The sequence below is a fragment of the Acinetobacter sp. YH1901134 genome (genome assembly GCF_013416965.1).
Classification (GTDB): domain Bacteria; phylum Pseudomonadota; class Gammaproteobacteria; order Pseudomonadales; family Moraxellaceae; genus Acinetobacter; species Acinetobacter amyesii.
In genome coordinates, this window is sequence record NZ_VPEW01000001.1 from 212,868 (window position 1) to 230,998 (window position 18,131).

At 41.0% G+C, this 18,131-nt stretch carries 15 protein-coding genes; 9 read left to right on the forward strand and 6 right to left on the reverse strand.

What is annotated here, in order from left to right; all coding sequences use genetic code 11:
• Positions 1 to 55: 55 nt before the first annotated feature.
• The 6 genes from def (at position 56) to FTV50_RS01030 (ending at position 5,434) form a co-directional block, all read left to right on the forward strand.
• Positions 56 to 538, forward strand: a complete 483-nt coding sequence (gene def, locus FTV50_RS01005; RefSeq protein ID WP_180023197.1) for a peptide deformylase — start codon at positions 56 to 58, stop codon at positions 536 to 538.
• A 188-nt stretch (positions 539 to 726) separates the two neighbouring features.
• Entirely contained in the window at positions 727 to 1,938 is a 1,212-nt protein-coding gene (locus FTV50_RS01010; protein ID WP_180023198.1) for a GGDEF domain-containing protein, read from the forward strand.
• Positions 1,939 to 1,956: 18 nt separating this feature from the next.
• Positions 1,957 to 2,409: a hypothetical protein gene (locus FTV50_RS01015; protein ID WP_180023199.1), complete on the forward strand. Its 453-nt coding sequence runs from the start codon at positions 1,957 to 1,959 to the stop codon at positions 2,407 to 2,409.
• Between the two features lie 64 nt (positions 2,410 to 2,473).
• Positions 2,474 to 3,751, forward strand: coding sequence for a glutaminase (locus tag FTV50_RS01020; RefSeq protein ID WP_180023200.1), 1,278 nt, complete (start codon positions 2,474 to 2,476; stop codon positions 3,749 to 3,751).
• 90 nt (positions 3,752 to 3,841) lie between these two features.
• Positions 3,842 to 4,882 (forward strand): molecular chaperone DnaJ, encoded by a 1,041-nt coding sequence (locus tag FTV50_RS01025; RefSeq protein ID WP_180023201.1) that lies wholly within the window; start codon positions 3,842 to 3,844, stop codon positions 4,880 to 4,882.
• Positions 4,883 to 5,065: 183 nt separating this feature from the next.
• Positions 5,066 to 5,434, forward strand: a complete 369-nt coding sequence (locus FTV50_RS01030; protein ID WP_180023202.1) for an endonuclease domain-containing protein — start codon at positions 5,066 to 5,068, stop codon at positions 5,432 to 5,434.
• A 101-nt stretch (positions 5,435 to 5,535) separates the two neighbouring features.
• Here FTV50_RS01030 and FTV50_RS01035 read toward each other — a convergent pair whose 3' ends face one another.
• Positions 5,536 to 6,753 (reverse strand): DUF3800 domain-containing protein, encoded by a 1,218-nt coding sequence (locus tag FTV50_RS01035; protein WP_180023203.1) that lies wholly within the window; start codon positions 6,751 to 6,753, stop codon positions 5,536 to 5,538.
• Between the two features lie 66 nt (positions 6,754 to 6,819).
• Complete coding sequence (locus tag FTV50_RS01040) at positions 6,820 to 9,714, reverse strand: valine--tRNA ligase (RefSeq protein ID WP_180023204.1); 2,895 nt, start codon at positions 9,712 to 9,714, stop codon at positions 6,820 to 6,822.
• Between the two features lie 184 nt (positions 9,715 to 9,898).
• On the opposite strand from FTV50_RS01040, the gene FTV50_RS01045 reads away from it, so the two are divergent.
• The 3 genes from FTV50_RS01045 to FTV50_RS01055 all read left to right on the forward strand — a co-directional run bounded on the left by FTV50_RS01045 (position 9,899) and on the right by FTV50_RS01055 (position 12,512).
• Positions 9,899 to 10,570, forward strand: coding sequence for a hypothetical protein (locus FTV50_RS01045; RefSeq protein ID WP_180023205.1), 672 nt, complete (start codon positions 9,899 to 9,901; stop codon positions 10,568 to 10,570).
• Positions 10,571 to 10,614: 44 nt separating this feature from the next.
• Positions 10,615 to 11,421 carry an SDR family oxidoreductase gene (locus FTV50_RS01050; protein ID WP_180023206.1) on the forward strand — a complete coding sequence of 269 codons (807 nt, stop codon included), beginning with the start codon at positions 10,615 to 10,617 and terminating at the stop codon, positions 11,419 to 11,421.
• Positions 11,422 to 11,495: 74 nt separating this feature from the next.
• Complete coding sequence (locus tag FTV50_RS01055; RefSeq protein ID WP_180023207.1) at positions 11,496 to 12,512, forward strand: hypothetical protein; 1,017 nt, start codon at positions 11,496 to 11,498, stop codon at positions 12,510 to 12,512.
• Between the two features lie 33 nt (positions 12,513 to 12,545).
• Here FTV50_RS01055 and FTV50_RS01060 read toward each other — a convergent pair whose 3' ends face one another.
• From FTV50_RS01060 to FTV50_RS01075, 4 genes are all read right to left on the reverse strand, one after another.
• A complete protein-coding gene (locus FTV50_RS01060; protein WP_111885285.1) occupies positions 12,546 to 12,989 on the reverse strand; it encodes a YbjQ family protein in 444 nt (147 codons plus the stop codon).
• 3 nt (positions 12,990 to 12,992) lie between these two features.
• Positions 12,993 to 13,349: a YbjQ family protein gene (locus FTV50_RS01065; RefSeq protein ID WP_180023208.1), complete on the reverse strand. Its 357-nt coding sequence runs from the start codon at positions 13,347 to 13,349 to the stop codon at positions 12,993 to 12,995.
• Between the two features lie 150 nt (positions 13,350 to 13,499).
• Positions 13,500 to 14,951, reverse strand: a complete 1,452-nt coding sequence (gene adeK / locus FTV50_RS01070) for a multidrug efflux RND transporter AdeIJK outer membrane channel subunit AdeK (protein ID WP_180005082.1) — start codon at positions 14,949 to 14,951, stop codon at positions 13,500 to 13,502.
• Positions 14,951 to 18,130: an efflux RND transporter permease subunit gene (locus FTV50_RS01075; RefSeq protein WP_111885287.1), complete on the reverse strand. Its 3,180-nt coding sequence runs from the start codon at positions 18,128 to 18,130 to the stop codon at positions 14,951 to 14,953. The genes adeK and FTV50_RS01075 overlap by 1 nt, the downstream gene beginning before the upstream one ends.
• Position 18,131: the final 1 nt, after the last annotated feature.

Sequence of the window (18,131 nt, forward strand, 5' to 3'; positions counted from 1 at the left end):
ATGGTTGTTTTTTTTAAAGTGATTTCAGCCCGCTAGACTTAAAAAGGATAAAAACATGAGTAATGTTGCTGCTGTTGCACAGCGTGGTGAAGCGATTTTGACGCTCACTGCCGCAGAGGTACAAGCATCTGAAATAGGTTCTGCATGGTTAACTGCACTAAGTGAAACACTGCATGCCACTATGCTTGAGCGTCAAGGCGTAGGCATTGCCGCGCCGCAAATTTATGTTTTAAAGCGGGTGATTATCGTGGCTTCACGTGCAAATTTACGCTATCCCGATGCGCCTGAAATGGAGGCGATCGTGATGGTCAATCCAGTGATTACATCTCGATCTACGACCACGGTTTTGGGTGAAGAAGGCTGCTTAAGTGTGCCGAATGCACGAGGACAAGTCCCGAGAGCCGAGCAAATTCACGTGCGATATTTGACCCTTCAAGGTGAAGTCAAAGAGAAAACTCTGAATGGCTTTCCCGCACGGATCGTGCAACATGAGGTCGATCATCTGAACGGGATCTTATTCACCGAGCGTTTAGAATAATAAACCATGCTATTTAAAATATAAAAATGACCAATTGAGCTAAAAAATAGCGGAAAAGTAATTTGAATAGTGGTGCAAGTGAAATTTAAAGGCTTCAAATGTTGCAGTTATAACTGTGAAAATAGGCATTCTTTTTGAAGTTAAAACCTTGTATAACTAGCGAAATAATAAAATAAAAAAGTAGATTAATGGGGAAAAACTGGGGCAATGCTGTCTGTACGAACTGGGGCGTACAATGGCGTAAGTTGAAGCATCTTTTATTTGAATCCGACTATCTCATCATCAATTGGTCTGACTATGATAAAGGGCGTTTACTTCTCATCTTTGGCATGCTGAGTCAAGTTAGCGTGTTGAAGTGGTGCATCATGAATTTTTATTATTCGACCAATCGGATTTGGTTTAATCCGAGTGAACTCAAGTTCAGGATCATCGTCGCTTGTATAGTCCTACTCAGTTATGGCGTATTGGCAGTACTCAGTCTTTATTTCAAAAAATATTTAAATTTTAGACTGTTTTTTAGCTATTTTGCGCCCGTCCTGTTTGGGTTCGGCATGATCTATGGTGGCTATATGATCGGGATCTATAGTCCTGCCACCATGGCGGGGACGGTCAATCTGCTGATGGTCGGTTTGGTTTTTTATCGTCCTGCAATTATGCTCAGTATTACATTTCCGATCACACTGTTTATTGGCTACATTTGCTATCAAACTTCGATTGACCATCTAGAATATGCACCGATTTTCAGCCCAGCTTTAAAACAGAGTGAGTTTTACGACAATGCCTTTTGGCTGATGAGTATGGCGGAGTTGTATTTACCTATATTGATCGTCAGTGCAGTATTTTTTCAGATTTTGCTTTTACAGTGGCGACACCGTGAACAAAAAATGGAAGTCCTCAGCCGTGTCGATGGGCTGACCAATGTGTTTAACCGACGTTATGTTAGTCATGAACTTGATACACTCAGCAAACAGACACGGCCTGAATTTGCAGTGGTTTTGCTTGATCTCGACCATTTTAAACTGATCAATGACCAATATGGACATGATGCAGGAGATGCCGTTTTACAACGTGTTGCTCAAATTTTAAATGACAATACTCGTGTACAAGATGTGGTTGGACGTTATGGCGGTGAAGAATTTATTTTAATTTTAAAAAATCAGAGTTTAGAGCAGGCGATAGAGGTCGCTGAACGCTGTCGATTGGCCATTTCTGAAGCTGAAACTATGATAGCCAACCATCAAATGTTGAAGATTAGTGCAAGTTTCGGTGTAGCAACTGCGATTGAGGGGACACCGTCTGCTGTGGTCACGCGTATGGCCGATCAAGCGCTGTACATGGCAAAGCAACAAGGTCGTAACCAAGTACGCAGCTTTCGTGAGTTAAACTTGGCAGAAGATTAAATAATTTAAATGATAGTTATGCAGCAATTACAATTTCAGCTCGGATTAGCGCAGCTCCACTTTCAGACCGAGCAACAGAATATTCATTTTGATCATGGCTTAGTCGCTTTGGTGCAAAAATGTGTTCGACATCAGCGCTTCGATGCTTTGGCAATTGAATATTTGATCTATGAAATTGAAGAAATTTTAGAACGATTACAGCTCGATTATCAGACACAGCGCTATGCTCAGTCGAATGATGCGATGCTGCATATATTGGTGCAGACCTTTTTTGAACATGCGCCCCGCATTGACCGACAAAGCTTTGAACATGGCTTTAATGAAATGATTGAACATACCGAATATTATCAAAATCTATTTGGTGAACAGGCAATCATTCAACTCAGTTATTTCGTTTTTATTCGAGAAATGATGCACCATTTGAATATACAGCACATACAGGTTTTAGCTCAGAACACGACTTCACCATAAGGACTTATACAGAGGCAGCTCAATTTGTTATAAATAAAAAAGCGCACAACAAAAAATAGACCTTATGAAAACGCCTGTTCCAGATTATTTACAGCATGTCCTCAATGCCTGCGATGCCAATCAGCACGGAGCTTTGGCAGATTATATTCCTGAGTTAGCTAACGCCAATCCAAATAGACTGGCTTTAGCATTGTCTACCGTAGATGGCACGATTTATTCCACGGGTGATGACGAAGTCGAGTTCACCATTCAGTCGATGTCTAAACCCTTTGCTTATGCCTTAGCGATTCGTCATCTTGGCTTGGATAGCGTTTTACAAAAGGTGGGTGTCGAGCCATCGGGAGAGGCGTTTAATCAAATCGCGCTCGATCCACAAAGCAATACCCCGAAAAACCCGATGATCAATTCGGGGGCAATCACCACACATTCACTATTACCGCATGACGAGCACAGCACTCGAGCTGAAAAACTCCGTGAATTTTTAAGTGAACTGGCGGGGCGTGAGCTGAGTTTTGATGAAGCGGTTTACCAGTCTGAAGTGAAGACGGCTTTTCGAAATTTGTCGATCGGTTACATGCTGCGCACAGTCGGTGTGCTTGAAGAAGACCCTGAAGATGTGGTGAATGGATATATTCGTCAGTGTGCAATATTAGTGACGGTTAAAGATTTGGCAAAAATGGCCAGTGTACTTGCCAATGGTGGTGTGCAAGCAGCCACAGGTAAACGGTTGCTGTCACGTTCGGTGGTGCGCCAAGTGTTGAGTGTGATGATGACTTGCGGCATGTATGATGCTGCGGGTGATTGGCTGACAACGGTCGGTATTCCTGCCAAAAGCGGTGTGGCCGGTGGCATCATGGGAGCTTTACCGGGGCAGGTTGGGCTGGCGGTCTTTAGTCCGAAACTGGATACACATGGGAATAGTGTTCGAGGCGTCGAAATATTTGAACGACTGTCTAAGGACATGGGGCTACATGTGATGGAGGGAACACCTTCAGCGCAAACGATCGTCCAAAGTCGCTATACCTGCGGCCTTGATCATTCGGTGGTGGTGTATGAGCTGCGTGGTGTGCTGCAATTTACTGAGTCGGAAATGTTGCTGCGGATCTTAGAGAATGAACCTGTTGCGAATAACCATATCGTTTTAGACCTGACCAATATTTCTTTGATACACAATGTTGGTGTTCGAATGCTCTTTGAAGGCGTAGATCGTTTAATTGCAGATGGTCATCGCGTGGCAGTGATCGACTCAGAGCATCTCTTGGAACAAAGTCGAAGTCATGCAGGGCATGAGGTGGTTGTTCGGGAAGAGTTGAGTCAATATTTACAACGGTTTGAGCGTTAATGGACCAAAATCCATTGTTGAGTCATATAAGGTGCTCATAAGTTTAGTACTTAGATCGGCTATAATTTTCTTTTTGCGTTAAATTTGCTTATGTCTTTTGAGTTAAAAGTCAGTTTACTCCCGAATGTTGAAGCTTTATCCTCGCAGCATAAAAAGCTGAATAAACTGATTGAGCAAATTGAACAGAAAAAACAAGACTTAGCGCTTTGGCAAAATGCCAAAAGTGAGATTCAGAGTTATATTCAGTTAAAACTTGTACCGATCTATCGTGATTTGCATGCGGTGTACTACCGTCAACTAACTCAGCTTTGGCAACATCTACAGCAAGAAGACTTCGCCAAAGCAGATTTAGCACAGCTCGATGCCAAACTAACCAAATTGGCAAAGCAGCTGAAAAAATCCAACTATTTAAATACAGCAGAACTTGAAAAAGTCGCAGAGGTAGATGCCTTTTATCAGCAGCACCATGCACATAATCAAAAGCCAAATAAAAAGGGCAAGTCAGCACAAGCAGAACAGCTAAACACAAATAGTCATGTTGATATAGAACTGGACGCTGCAGAACAACATGAGTCTTATGAAGCGTGGGACAGCGAACAATATCAACGTGAGAAAGAAGAGCATCAGCGCAGACGCTTAGCGCAAAAGCGCGAGCAAGCTGAAAAGTTAGTGAACCAATCACTGAAAACCGTGTATTTAAAAATCACTGCCATGATTCACCCAGACCGTGAACCTGATGAAGCTAAAAAAGCGGAAAAAACCGAGTTGCTGCAAGTGGTGAACCAAGCCCATGAAGCACAGGATTTATTTTATTTATTAAAGCTGCAATTACAGCTTGAAACCAATAAAGGCAAAAGCCCTAAAGCTTTAACAGATGAACATTTAAAGTTTTATAAAATGGCTTTAGAGGCACAAAGCCAACGCCTCGCCAATCAAATAGATGACATCACGGATAGCTTTCATTGGAGTGAAAAGGCGAAACCGAAAAATATGCAGGTAAAAGATGTGTATAAGGTGATTGATGGCGATGTTTCAGTGCTGAAAGAACAAGTGAAGTGGGAAAAAGAACGACTGAAATATATGGAGAGGGTAAAAGGGTTGGAAGTATTGTTGGGGAATGGGGTTTTATAAAAGCACCTCTCCTTTACGCAGCAGTGCTGCTCATCTCCTAGAAGGAGAGGGGAAATCCATTATTTATTAGTTTAGGGCAAAACATCAAATACATAATTATTATTAAATATTGTTCATAAAAATTAGAATCACAATGAAAGTTCCCTCTCCCTATGGGAGAGGGCTAGGGAGAGGGAAATAAAAATGAAAATAGACCCACAACTATTAGAGTTCGCCAAATCTATGCGCCACACTGCCACCGATGCAGAACAACTCATGTGGCAAATACTTCGCGGAAAGCGATTTATGAATCTTAAATTCCGTCGTCAGCATGTGATCAAACCTTATATTGTGGATTTTTACTGCCATGAAATTGGTTTGGTGATTGAGTTGGATGGCAGTCAGCATGGAACGGATGATGCCATTGAATATGATGCTGCACGAACAAAGTTTTTAGAGGCTTTGGGTTTAACTGTTATACGGTATTGGAATCATGATGTGTTGGATCGGACGGATACAGTGTTAGAGGATTTATGGCAGAAATATTCTGCATTAAAGCAGGCCTCTCCCTAACCCTCTCCTGAAAGGAGAGGTAACTCCATTGCAAAATTCATATAGGCATTAAATCAAATGACGCGCCTTCTCCCTTTGGGAGAAGGCAGGGGATGAGGGGACTAAAAATTAAATTTTAAAAAATTGTCAAAGAAAAGCCGTGCATTGAGAGGCATCAAAGTTTCTTGATTTCCATTAAAATCTTTTAAAGATCTATTATGTATATAGATAAAAACTCTTAAAGTGTCTTTTTGAAAATCACTTAGATTAAGGTTTTTAACAAATTCAGTGAATTCAGATGCAATTTCATTTTCCTTAACAGAAAAGGAACTTTTTTTATCTGATAATATTGATGCTTGTATATAGGATATTTTGTATATTTCTCTAATGAAGCCAATAATAATATCTGCACATTGAACGAAGAATGATTCTTCTGAGTCAGTAAAATTTACATTTGCCCGATATATATCGATTGCATCACTTCGATATTTTTCATCATTAATATATTTTTTAATTACTTCATCAATATTAAACTCATTATCGAGCGTGATTTTTGAAGATTTAAACTTATGGATCTTAGTAAGATAAAAAACTGAAAAATCTTTAACTAGAAGATTTTTTTCATCTTCTTTTAAGAAAAATAAATCATTTTTTTCAATTATGTAAGATATATCATCTTTATGAGTTAATTTAGAGTTATGCTTAATCCTATCTAAAAAAATTGATTTTATATCATGAATATTTGAGTTATCAATTTTTGGAAATTTTAGATGATGCAATTCTTTGGTAATTTCTTCTTTATTTTCAATGAAAAAATTATAAAGTTCTGATTTTATTTCTGAAAAATAAATATAAGTTTGATAGTCTCTATTAAGTAGATGAGGGGAAAATTTCTTGTTTGCTAATGATACTAGAATTTGGTCATCTATAAAGTCAATAAAATAAAAATAGCTAACATCTACTGTGTTGTAATGAATATTAATATTTTCTTTTTTAAGCCAGTGGAAAAATTGATTTAGCTTTTTACTTGATAAAAGCTTTTTAAATTTATCAATACTTTGTCCATTGCCTTTATTTTGAAATTCTGAAAATTTTAGTTCTGAGCCATCTATAGTTAGATTATTATTTTTAAATCTATCAAATAGTTTCTTTTTTAATTTTTTTTCATCAGGATTTTTACTTAGATAAATTCCACCTAAGACAAAAGGAAACTCATTATCATTCAACTTTTGTTTTGCTTCTGAGATATTGAGTGATCTAATGTTATTAGTCTCGTCAAAAAAGTAATGGAAATTTTTACTATTGAATGGTTTTTCTAAAAAAATGGGTGTAGGTGTCATATAAAAATAATAAAGGGCTGAATAATCAGCCCTTTATACTACGAAATTGGTTAAATTAACAACACATTAAAGCGCTGCAATCTGCTCCATATTCGCTTTAATCTTCGCTAACTGATCAGCAAATTCAGCAAGTTTTACTTTCTCGCCTTCAACTACAGCCGCAGGCGCTTTCGCTACAAAACCTTCATTTGCAAGTTTAGTTGCAATTTGGTCATGCTGTTTTTGAACCTTGTCTAAGTCTTTTTGTAAACGACCCAATTCCGCTTTCGGGTCAATTAAGCCCTTCATTGGAACGAAGACAGACACATGACCCACGACAGATGAAGAAGACAATGGTGCTTGTTCAGCATCAGCAAGGAAAGTAATGCTTTCAACTTTTGCCAATGCTTTAAACAAAGGTTCAATACGTGCAATTTGTGCTTTTTCAGCATCAGTGGTGTTTTGAAGCAGAACAGGCAACAAACGAGCATTACCTAGACCCATCTCACCACGGATGTTACGTACCGCACCAATCAAACCTTGTAGCCATTGCATATCTGCTTCAGCTTGTTCATTGACAAGTGCTTGGTCAGCAACAGGGTACTGTGCCAACATAATGGTTTCGCCAACAATGTTCAGTTTCGGCGCAAGCGTTTGCCAGATTTCTTCTGTTAAGTAAGGCATCAACGGATGCGCTAAACGTAAAGATGCTTCCATTACAGAAAGAAGAACACGACGTACTTCAGCTTTACGCTCAACCGATACGTTTTCATCATTTAGAACAGGCTTAGTCAGCTCGACATACCAGTCACAGTATTCATTCCAAATGAACTCGTAAATCGCTTGAGCAGCCAAGTCTAAGCGATAGGTTGCAAATGCTGTTTGCACCGCTTGTTCTGCTTTTTGTAAACGGCTTACGATCCATTGTTCAGGCAATTCCCAAAGGTCTTGACGAACGTCTTGACCAATCACTTGCTCTTCGCAGTTCATCATCACGAAACGGGTTGCGTTCCAGATTTTGTTGGCAAAGTTACGGTAACCTTCAACACGTTTCATATCGAACTTAATGTCACGACCGGTGTTGGCAAGCGCACAGAATGTGAAACGAACTGCGTCAGTACCGTAAGATTGAATGCCTTCAGGGAATTCTTTACGGGTCGCTTTTTCAATCTTCGCCGCTTGTTTCGGATTCATCAAACCGTAAGTACGTTTTTGTACTAAAGTTTCAAGATCAACACCGTCAATCAAATCTAATGGGTCAAGCACGTTACCCTTAGATTTAGACATCTTCTGACCTTCGCCATCACGTACCAAACCGTGAACGTATACAGTTTTGAACGGAACTTGCGGTGTGCCATCTTCATTTTTCATGAAGTGCATGGTCATCATGATCATGCGGGCAACCCAGAAGAAGATAATGTCGAAACCAGTGACCAATACATTAGTCGGGTGGAAAGTATTTAAGAAATAGTTTTCTTTATCTTTCGCCGCGTCGCCAGTCCAACCTAAAGTTGAGAACGTCCAAAGACCAGAAGAGAACCATGTATCAAGCACGTCTTCGTCTTGTTTCAATTCAACTTCAGGTGCAATGCCGTTTTTCGCACGAACTTCAGCTTCATCACGACCTACAAATACGTTACCTTCAGCATCGTACCAAGCAGGGATACGGTGACCCCACCACAATTGACGCGAAATACACCAATCTTGAATGTTGTTCATCCAAGCCATGTACATGTTGCTGTATTGCTCAGGTACAAATTTGATGTCGCCATCTTTAACCGCTTTAATTGCAGGCTCAGCAAGTGGTGCAATTTTTACGTACCATTGGTCTGTTAGAAGTGGCTCAACGATCACGCCTGAACGGTCACCACGAGGTGGCTTCAAGGTATATGGTTGAATTTGGTCTAACCAGCCTTCAGCTTCCGCTTGAGCAACCAATTTTTTACGTGCTTCAAAACGGTCTAAACCAATGTAGTCCGCAGGTGCAGGAATGGTTTTAGAAATTTGCTCGCCCGCTTTCGCGATATATTCAAACTCAGCAAGAACTTCAGCATTTTTGTTGAAGATGTTGATGATTGGAAGTTCACAGCGTTTGCCCACTTCATAGTCATTGAAGTCGTGTGCAGGCGTGATTTTTACACAGCCTGTACCAAATTCTTTGTCTACATATTCGTCTTTAACGATTGGAACTGCACGGCCTGTAATTGGCAAGATAATGTTCTTGCCAACAAGCGCTGCATAGCGTTCATCATCCAGTGCAACTGCAACAGCGGTATCGCCAAGCAATGTTTCAGGACGTGTTGTCGCCACAACGATGTGGTCTTTACCATCGTGGGTGCGGATTGATTTGTCTTCAAAGAAATATTTGAAGTGCCAAAGTGAACCTGCTTCTTCTTTATCAGACTCAACTTCTAAGTCAGAAAGGGCAGTTTGTAGTTTAGGGTCCCAGTTTACAAGGCGTTTACCACGGTAAATTAAGCCTTCTTCATGTAGCTTAACAAAGACTTCTTTAACCGCGTTAGAAAGACCTTCGTCCATGGTGAAGCGCTCACGTGACCAGTCTACAGATGAGCCTAGACGACGAATTTGACGGGTAATGTTCCCGCCAGATTGTTCTTTCCATTCCCACACTTTTTCAATGAACTTTTCACGGCCAAGGTCGTGACGGCTGATGCCTTCAGCACCCAATTGACGTTCAACAACCATTTGCGTTGCGATACCTGCATGGTCGGTACCTGGCTGCCAAAGGGTGTTTTTGCCAGACATACGGTTATAACGAGTCAACGCATCCATAATGGCATTGTTGAAACCATGACCCATGTGCAAGCTACCAGTGACGTTTGGCGGCGGAATCATAATACAGAATGAATCACCTTTTTGAGATGGCTTGAAGTAGCCTCTCTCTTCCCAAGTCTTGTACCATTTTTTTTCGATCTCGGTCGGATCGTAGGTCGTAGCAATATTTTGCGCTGAATCAGTCATAGTCTAAACAGATCAAAAGTGGATAAAAAATTAGATCTATTGTAGCAAAAAAAATGGTGAATTAGGGATGTTGGGCGAATGTTAACTTTTAGGATTTGGCAGTAAATAAAAGAGTCCGTATGATAGGACATAAGATAAGAAGTACCCATTGATCCCAAAACTAAGATAAAAGGAGCAATATCAAATGACTTATTCTATTTCTTTAAAGATTCAACCTACGACATATCAACGTTTTGAGACAATTCATCAAAAACTCAATGCAGGTGAAACAGAAAGTCAGTCCAAAGCCTTAGGGGATAATTTAGCGGATATTGCATGTGAAATTTTAGATCAAGTTTTTGGCCAAATGGCGCGCATGAATAAGTCTGGAGACAATGAATCCGAAAAAATTATTCAGCAAATACGTGAAACGACCCGTAAATATATGCCGTGGTCGGTGTCTTTTTTTGGCAATGACCGCCTTGTACCGATGGTAAATTATTTATATGGACGTTTTTACAGCGAAGATGGTCAGCATTATATGCATTATCCGATCGATGCCTCTTTAGCCACCGACTTGCTTGCCTATGTCAATCAAATGAAAGAAGGGCAGAATCAATATGTGCCGCTCGCATTGAAGGCATTTACACAAGTGGTCGATGCCGGGGTGACGCATTTGGTGCGAGAACCGAAAAAAATGCTGAAATTTAACATGGTAGTGGATAAAACTTTAACCGGTGTCATCAATCTCACCACGCAACTCGGTTATAAACGTTTTGATAAACTCGGCAAAATTTATGATGCACAATCGATGAGTCAGTACTTTGACCATTTTATGGTGTTTTTGAGCAGTGAGCCTGTACTACATAAAGCATAAAATACATATAAATGAATAAATTAGTTATTTAAAAGGATGTCAAAATGGCAAAACGAGATGATTTGAATGGAAAAGTGGTGTGGATTACTGGGGCATCTTCAGGTTTGGGTGAAGCTTTAGCAAGAGAATGTGCTTTGCAAGGGGCGCAGGTCATTTTGACCGCACGTCGATTTGAAGAGTTGGAAAAAGTCCGTGTTTCATTATTACATCCAGATCAGCATCTTTCAGTGTGTGCCGATATTACCAATGAAGAACAAGTTCGCCATGCTTATGAACAAGTCCTTGCGCATAAAGGTCGAATTGACTGGCTAATCAATAATGCGGGATTGAGTCAGCGTGCATTGATCACGGATACGACTATGCAAACTGAACGTGCCATCATGGAAGTAGATTATTTTTCGCAAGTCTATATAACCAAAACCGTTTTACCGACATTTTTAGCACAAAAGTCTGGTCGAATTGCTTTTGTTTCAAGTGTTGCAGGCTTATTAGGGACACAATACCGCGCGACCTATTCTGCTGCAAAAGCTGCCATTCATATGTGGGCGAACAGTCTACGTGCGGAAGTTGCGGATCAAGGGGTGGGCGTATCGGTGATATTCCCCGGATTTGTCAAAACCAATGTTTCATTTAATGCACTCAATGGTGCCGGCAAGCCACAAGGGCATCAGGATGAAGCTATTGAAAATGGTCTAGAAGCCAATGAGTTTGCCGAAACGGTGGTGCAATCTTTGCAACGTGGGGAAGAATACATCGTGGTGGGTGGTTCTAAAGAAAAGCTCGGTGTTTGGGTATCTCGATTATCACCGACAACGTTATATAAAATGATTCGTAAAACCAAAGTGAAGTAAATTTTATCAAGTTTAAATAGTTTAAAAGTCACTCTTAACAGTGACTTTTTTAATGAGTAACGAGATTATAAGAAATGAAAAAGAATAATTTTAACAAATGGGGAATAGCCATCATTTTGTGCGCAATCATTGGTGCAATCGGTACAGTGGCATATTTTTATTTTAAACAGAAAACTCAAAAAATTGAGCAGAAGTCAACGCTCGAAAAGCCTGAAAAAGAAATAGGAACTGTATCAGAACCAGTTACTGTATCTGTTGAGATTGAACCTAAAGTTGAAGCGGCCAGTGCAGAAGTTGTTATGCGAGGACCAAATGAGGGGTGGTTACCGATCGAAGCACTGTTTGATGAAAAAGGATTATTGAAGTCGGAGTATTACAGTCAAAATCCTCAAGATTCAGATGTTGATAAATTACCTTATAGCTCGAATAAAATTGGTGATTTTAAATGGCGAGCTGAATTTCATCCTGTTGATGATTTTAAAGGCGATCAGGCTAGATTCAAAGATCAATGTTTTGGATATTGTGTTTTAGTGAAAGGTAAGTTGCTGACCAGTGTTGAATCGACTGTATTTACGGGAGCATTTATTGCGAAAGATCATTTGATCGAAGTGATTGCACATAAGGGGAGTGGCGCATATATGCCTGTCAACTATAGCTTTATCAAAATCGACAAAGCTGGTAATGCAGAGTTAATCTCAGATGATCATAATTCTTACAAAGATCAATTGGCTCGTATCAATCATTCGGGACTCGAGATTGACTTAAAACCATTTAGAAAACTTCAATATTTTCTTCTAATGAATGAAAATGGTTTAAATGTGTCGATGCAAAAACCCAATAAGGTGGATGTCGAACCGACTCAGTGTAAAGAGTATTACGAAGGAACATTAGAGGCATGTCCAACTTTATATGGATGTAAAGCTGACATTGTGGTGCAAGATCTGGCACGTGCTTATGCTGGAGATGTTGCATTTAGTTATCATGATCCAAATATTGATGAAAAGAAATTTAATGAAGTTTGCTTTAAAGTTTGTCGCAATGAAAATGTGAGTTATGAAGAGTTTGAAAACACATTGTGTAAAGTAAATTAAATAGTAAAAATGAATTGGGGAGAAGTAGAGAGATCAGATGTCTCTCTTTTGAATTGCTGTTCCATACGCAAAGACTTCGACCATGCCGCCTTGCATACCCAACTCAGTGGTGCTTAAACGCAGGCCCATAATTTGCGTTGCACCCATTTTTTCAGCTTCTTGCTTTAAACGCACCACGGCTTCACGACGTGCCCGATCTACGATGCTTTCATAGCTGGTCAAACGTCCGCCAAAGAAGTTCTGAATATTGGCAATCACATATTTAAAATAATCATGTGAAATCACTACATTACTCGAAATAAGTTGTCCGAAATGTTCAGTAGTTTTAAAGCGGTTGTTGTCTATGCGAATATGTGCCAATCGCTTTTCTTGAGCTTCGAGTTCTTTGAGATGTTTTTGTTCGATATGGCGACCGAAGCCCCAACCAATACAAAAGAGCACCACAAAGATCAGGACTTTAAAAATAAAGGCATCCATGACTTAGTCCTGAGTTGGAAATGGGTTTGGTAGTTTTGCTGAGTTGGCTTCTACGCGAACTGCCGTGCCATACACAAATAATTCAGAGGCGCCTTGAGCAATATTTGAGGTTGAAAAACGGATACCGACGACCGCATTCGCGCCTAAGGCACGTGCTTTGTCAATCATACGGCTCATAGCTTCTTGACGGGATTCTTCGAGTAGTTCTGTATAACCTTTGAGTTCACCACCCACGATATTTTTTAGGCCAGCCATAAAGTCACGACCAACATGTTTACTGCGGACAGTACTGCCATAAACGACATCAAGTTGTTGTGTAATGGTATGACCTGGAACAGATTCAAGATTACTTAAAAGCATTTTTAGTTATCAATATAAAAAGGTGAATTGAAGATAGGAAACTCTTCAACAAAAAGCAATATGTTCATTTTTATTTTGAGGCTTCGATCTAAAAATGAAAAAGCCCACTGAAGTGAGCTTTTCAAATATTACGGGCTAGGCTAAATCAAATTATTGTTTTGATGCCGCTTTACGTTCAGCAGTAGAAGGCTGGTATTGTACAGCATCAGAAGTGTTGGCTTTGATACCACCACCAAGTGTTTTATACAATTCAACTTGATTGTTGAGATTTGCTTGTTCAAGCAACAACAAACCTTGCTCAGCTGCATAAGATGCACGCTGCGCATCCAGTACAGTTAAGTAGCTATCAATACCAGCACGGAAGCGAGCATTTGATAGTTTGTACGTTGTGTTGGTTGCATCAACTAAACGGCGCTGTGCTGCAATACGGTCACCAATGTTTTGGCGAACTGCAAGCGCATCATTCACTTCACGGAAAGCTGACTGAACTGATTTTTCATAATCAGACAATGCAATTTTCTGGTCAGTTTCAGAAACTTTAATATTTGCCTGACGTGTACCCCAGTCGAAAATTGGAATATCTAGGCTAGGGCCAGCAGACCATACAAAGTTGCCTGATTTAAATAGATCACCTAAGTCCGTTGAAGCATAACCCGCTGAACCTGTCAGACTAATAGTAGGGAACAGACGTGCTTTAGCTGCACCAATGTTCGCACCGGCAGCAGACAGTTTATATTCAGCTGCACGGACATCTGGACGGTTGTTCAACAAGTCACTTGGAATACCTGAACCAATGGTATTGGTCGAAGTAATTCGATTGACACGTTGGTTCGGCAGCAAGTTCGCAGGTACTTGTTGACCCACTAATAGATTCAATAAATTTTGCGCTTGAGCAATTTGAGTTTTGTAGTTCGCAACATCATTACGTGCAGTTTCTACAGAAATTTGAGCCTGACGAACAGGAACTTCACTGTCAATACCGACATCAAAACGCTTTTTGTTCAGGTTGTAAGATTCAAGCTGAGCCTTTAAGGTTTGATCTGCAAGCTTCAAGTTTGAGTTAGCGTATGCATAGTTTAACCATGCTTGAGCCACTTGACCGATCAACGCAATTTGTGTTGCATCACGGGCACTTGCAGTTGCAAGGTAACTGTCTAAAGCATTGTCTTTTAAGCTACGTACACGACCCCAAAAATCAAGTTCATAGGCAGTGACACCTAAACCGACATTATAAGAGGTGATAGGCTTTGAATTCATCGTGTCTTGACGAAGTACGCTACCACTTGCACCAATGGTTGGTAATTGACCATTGGCAGTGATTTGATACTGTTGCTGTGCACGTTCAATATTTAAAGCAGCCGTACGTAGGTCACGGTTATTGGCTAAAGCTAAGTCAAGAACTTGTACCAGACGTTGGTCAGCAAAGAAATCTTTATATCCTTGTTCAGCAACAGAAGTACCAGAAGCACTTGCTGTGTAGCTTTCGGGGATATTGGTCTGAACAACCGGCTCTGGACCACGCATGCTTTGGCAGGCAGCCAAAGCAAGCGCAAGTGAAGAAACCGCAATGCTACGACCTGCAATAGACCATACATTTTGCATCACGATAAATGCTCCTGATTATTTTGTTGTTTTGGTTTGTACTTAAAGATACTTCGGATCCATACGTAGAACACAGGAATAAAGAAGATACCAAGTAGGGTAGAACTGATTACGCCACCCAATACACCATAACCTACGGAGTGCTGGCTACCTGCACCTGCACCCGAAGAAAGCGCAAGCGGAAGTACACCAAAACCAAAGGCTAAAGTGGTCATGATAATTGGACGTAGACGCATTTTAGCGGCATGCAATGTTGCGTCAAACAGATCTTCACCTTTTTCTTGAAGTTCTTTGGCGAATTCTACGATCAAGATCGCATTCTTCGCGGACAAACCAATGACGGCAATAATAGCCACCTGGAAGTAAATGTTATTCGCCAAGTTTGGATTTTTGAAGAACACCATTCCAAGGAAAGTCAGTAATAACGCACCCAATACACCTAATGGTACAACCAGTAAAACTGAGAACGGAATAGACCAGCTTTCATACAAGGCAGCAAGACATAGGAAGACGATTAACAATGAAAGTGCGTATAAGAATGGTGCTTGTGCGCCAGACTCACGTTCTTCTAGAGATAGACCAGTCCATTCATAGTCAAAGCCTTGAACGCCCATCGAAGGAAGTTTTTGTACAATTTCTTCCATCGCTTTCATCGCGTCGCCCGAACTTACACCCACACCCGGTGAACCTTGAATGTTCACAGATGCGATACCGTTATAACGTTCAAGACGTGGTGAACCATAAGTCCATTCACCAGTAGCGAAGGTCGAGAATGGAACCATTGTGCCTTGGTTGTTACGGACATACCACTGGCTCAGGTCTTCAGGCATCATACGTGCCGCAGCTTCACCTTGTACATAGACTTTCTTCACACGACCACGGTCAACGAAGTCATTGATGTAAGAACCACCCCATGCCATACCCATTGTGGTGTTAATCTCAGAAATACTCACACCCATTGCACCGGCTTGAGCTTGGTCAATCGTGATTTTGTACTGTGGTGTATCTTCTTGACCGTTAGGACGAACACCCATGAGGCGTTTATCTTGAGCAGCCATACCGAGCACCATATTACGGGCATCGATAAGTTGTTGATGGGTTTGACCTGCAGAAGCTTTTAACTGCAAGTTGAAGCCGGCAGTTACACCCAATTCAGGCATTGCTGGTAATTGGATTGGCATGATGTATGAAGCATCCTTCACGATCATGTTCAATGCCATACCACGTTGAATAATCGCACCCACTTGAGATTCAGGTGATGTACGGTCTTCCCAATCTTTTAACTTGATGAATGCAAGACCTGCGTTTTGACCTACACCTGTGAACGAGAAACCGGCAACACTGAATACAGAATCGACATATTTTTCTTCGTTTTTCAGGAAGTAATCGGTCATTGCAGTGACAGTTTTATCCGTACGCTCAAGTGAGGCATTCGGTGGTAACTGTACCAGTGTCATTACAACACCTTGGTCTTCTTCAGGTAAGAATGATGATGGTAACTTTTGGAATAAAAGCACTAATAAGCCGATTACAACTGCATAAATCACACCAGAGAAAATCTTGTGGTGTGTCATGAAGTTCACGCCGCCTTGGTATTTATGCGCAACTTTATCAAAAGAGCTGTTAAACCAACGGAAGAAACGGGCAAAGATGTTGTTGCTTTCAGGTTTGTTTGGATCATGTTGTTTCAACATGGTCGCACATAGGGCAGGGGTAAAGGTCAATGCCACAATCAATGACAGAATCATTGCTGTTACCAGCGTGATTGAGAACTGACGATAAATTACACCTGTTGTACCACCGAAAAATGCCATCGGCACGAATACAGCGGTTAACACAGAGGTAATACCGATTAAGGCACCCGAGATCTGTTTCATTGAGATTTCAGTTGCAGTCACTGGGTCAAGATGATCTTCAACCATGACACGTTCAACGTTCTCTACGACAACAATCGCATCATCCACGAGGAGACCAATCGCCAGTACCATCGCGAACATGGTGAGTGTGTTGATCGAGAAACCAAACATGTTAATGACAGCAAAAGTACCCAATACCACTACAGGTACAGCCAATGTCGGAATAATCGTTGCGCGCCAGTTCTGTAAGAATAAGAACATCACAAAGAATACAAGAATCACGGCTTCTACAAGGGTATGTACAACACTTTCAATCGATAACTTAATGAATGGAGTCGTATCAAATGCAAGCGTGTCTTCTAAACCTTCAGGGTAGTTTGGACGTAGTTCTTTTAAACGTGCTTCAACAGCTTCGGCTGTGTCTAATGCGTTTGCACCAGTTGCTAGTTTGATCGCTACACCACCAGCAGGTTTGTTGTTGAACTTAGAGTCGAACTGATAGTTGTCAGCACCTAATTCAACACGTGCAACATCACCTAAACGTACCTGAGCACCATCACTACTGTTACGCAGGAAAATGTTTTTAAACTGCTCTGGTGTTTGCAACAAACTTTGTGCTGTAACTGTCGCGTTCAGTACTTGACCTTCAGTTGCAGGCGCACCGCCTAACTGACCAACAGCAACCTGAGCATTCTGTGTACGGATAGCCGCAGCCACATCACTCGGTGTAACTTTCAGGTTTGCCATTTTGGCTGGATCTAGCCAAATACGCATCGCATAAGAACCACCGAATACTTGGACTTCACCTACACCTGCCACACGGCTGAGAGGTTCAGAAATATTCGAGTTTACATAGTCCTTAATGTCGTCCGCAGTCAACTTACCCGATGGTGAGTGGAATGCTACAACTTGTAGGAAGCTTGCGCCAGATTTGGTGACTTTTACACCTTGACGTTGTACGTCTTCAGGTAATAGCGCTGTCGCAGACTGGAGTTTGTTTTGGACTTGAACTTGGGCGATATCTGGATCGATCCCTTGTTCAAAGTTCAATGTAATAGATGCTTGACCGTTACCCGCACTGTTTGACGAAATATAACGTAAGCCATCCAAACCATTCATTTGTTGTTCAATGATTTGGGTTACGGTGTTTTCAACTGTTTCTGCAGACGCACCAGGGTAAGTCGCAGAGATTGAAACCGTTGGCGGCGCAATGGTCGGATACTGTGCAATTGGCATATTAGATAGCGTGAGTACACCCGCCAGCATAATCACCAATGCAATCACCCATGCAAAAATGGGGCGATGAATAAAGAATTGAGCCATT

Excerpts from the sequence above, each read along its gene's own strand:
- def (WP_180023197.1), top strand. The coding sequence starts at position 56 with ATGAGTAATGTTGCTGCTGTTGCACAGCGTGGTGAAGCGATTTTGACG.
- FTV50_RS01010 (WP_180023198.1), top strand. The coding sequence starts at position 727 with ATGGGGAAAAACTGGGGCAATGCTGTCTGTACGAACTGGGGCGTACAA.
- FTV50_RS01015 (WP_180023199.1), top strand. The coding sequence starts at position 1,957 with ATGCAGCAATTACAATTTCAGCTCGGATTAGCGCAGCTCCACTTTCAG.
- FTV50_RS01020 (WP_180023200.1), top strand. The coding sequence starts at position 2,474 with ATGAAAACGCCTGTTCCAGATTATTTACAGCATGTCCTCAATGCCTGC.
- FTV50_RS01025 (WP_180023201.1), top strand. The coding sequence starts at position 3,842 with ATGTCTTTTGAGTTAAAAGTCAGTTTACTCCCGAATGTTGAAGCTTTA.
- FTV50_RS01030 (WP_180023202.1), top strand. The coding sequence starts at position 5,066 with ATGAAAATAGACCCACAACTATTAGAGTTCGCCAAATCTATGCGCCAC.
- FTV50_RS01035 (WP_180023203.1), bottom strand. The coding sequence starts at position 6,753 with ATGACACCTACACCCATTTTTTTAGAAAAACCATTCAATAGTAAAAAT.
- FTV50_RS01040 (WP_180023204.1), bottom strand. The coding sequence starts at position 9,714 with ATGACTGATTCAGCGCAAAATATTGCTACGACCTACGATCCGACCGAG.
- FTV50_RS01045 (WP_180023205.1), top strand. The coding sequence starts at position 9,899 with ATGACTTATTCTATTTCTTTAAAGATTCAACCTACGACATATCAACGT.
- FTV50_RS01050 (WP_180023206.1), top strand. The coding sequence starts at position 10,615 with ATGGCAAAACGAGATGATTTGAATGGAAAAGTGGTGTGGATTACTGGG.
- FTV50_RS01055 (WP_180023207.1), top strand. The coding sequence starts at position 11,496 with ATGAAAAAGAATAATTTTAACAAATGGGGAATAGCCATCATTTTGTGC.
- FTV50_RS01060 (WP_111885285.1), bottom strand. The coding sequence starts at position 12,989 with ATGGATGCCTTTATTTTTAAAGTCCTGATCTTTGTGGTGCTCTTTTGT.
- FTV50_RS01065 (WP_180023208.1), bottom strand. The coding sequence starts at position 13,349 with ATGCTTTTAAGTAATCTTGAATCTGTTCCAGGTCATACCATTACACAA.
- adeK (WP_180005082.1), bottom strand. The coding sequence starts at position 14,951 with ATGCAAAATGTATGGTCTATTGCAGGTCGTAGCATTGCGGTTTCTTCA.
- FTV50_RS01075 (WP_111885287.1), bottom strand. The coding sequence starts at position 18,130 with ATGGCTCAATTCTTTATTCATCGCCCCATTTTTGCATGGGTGATTGCA.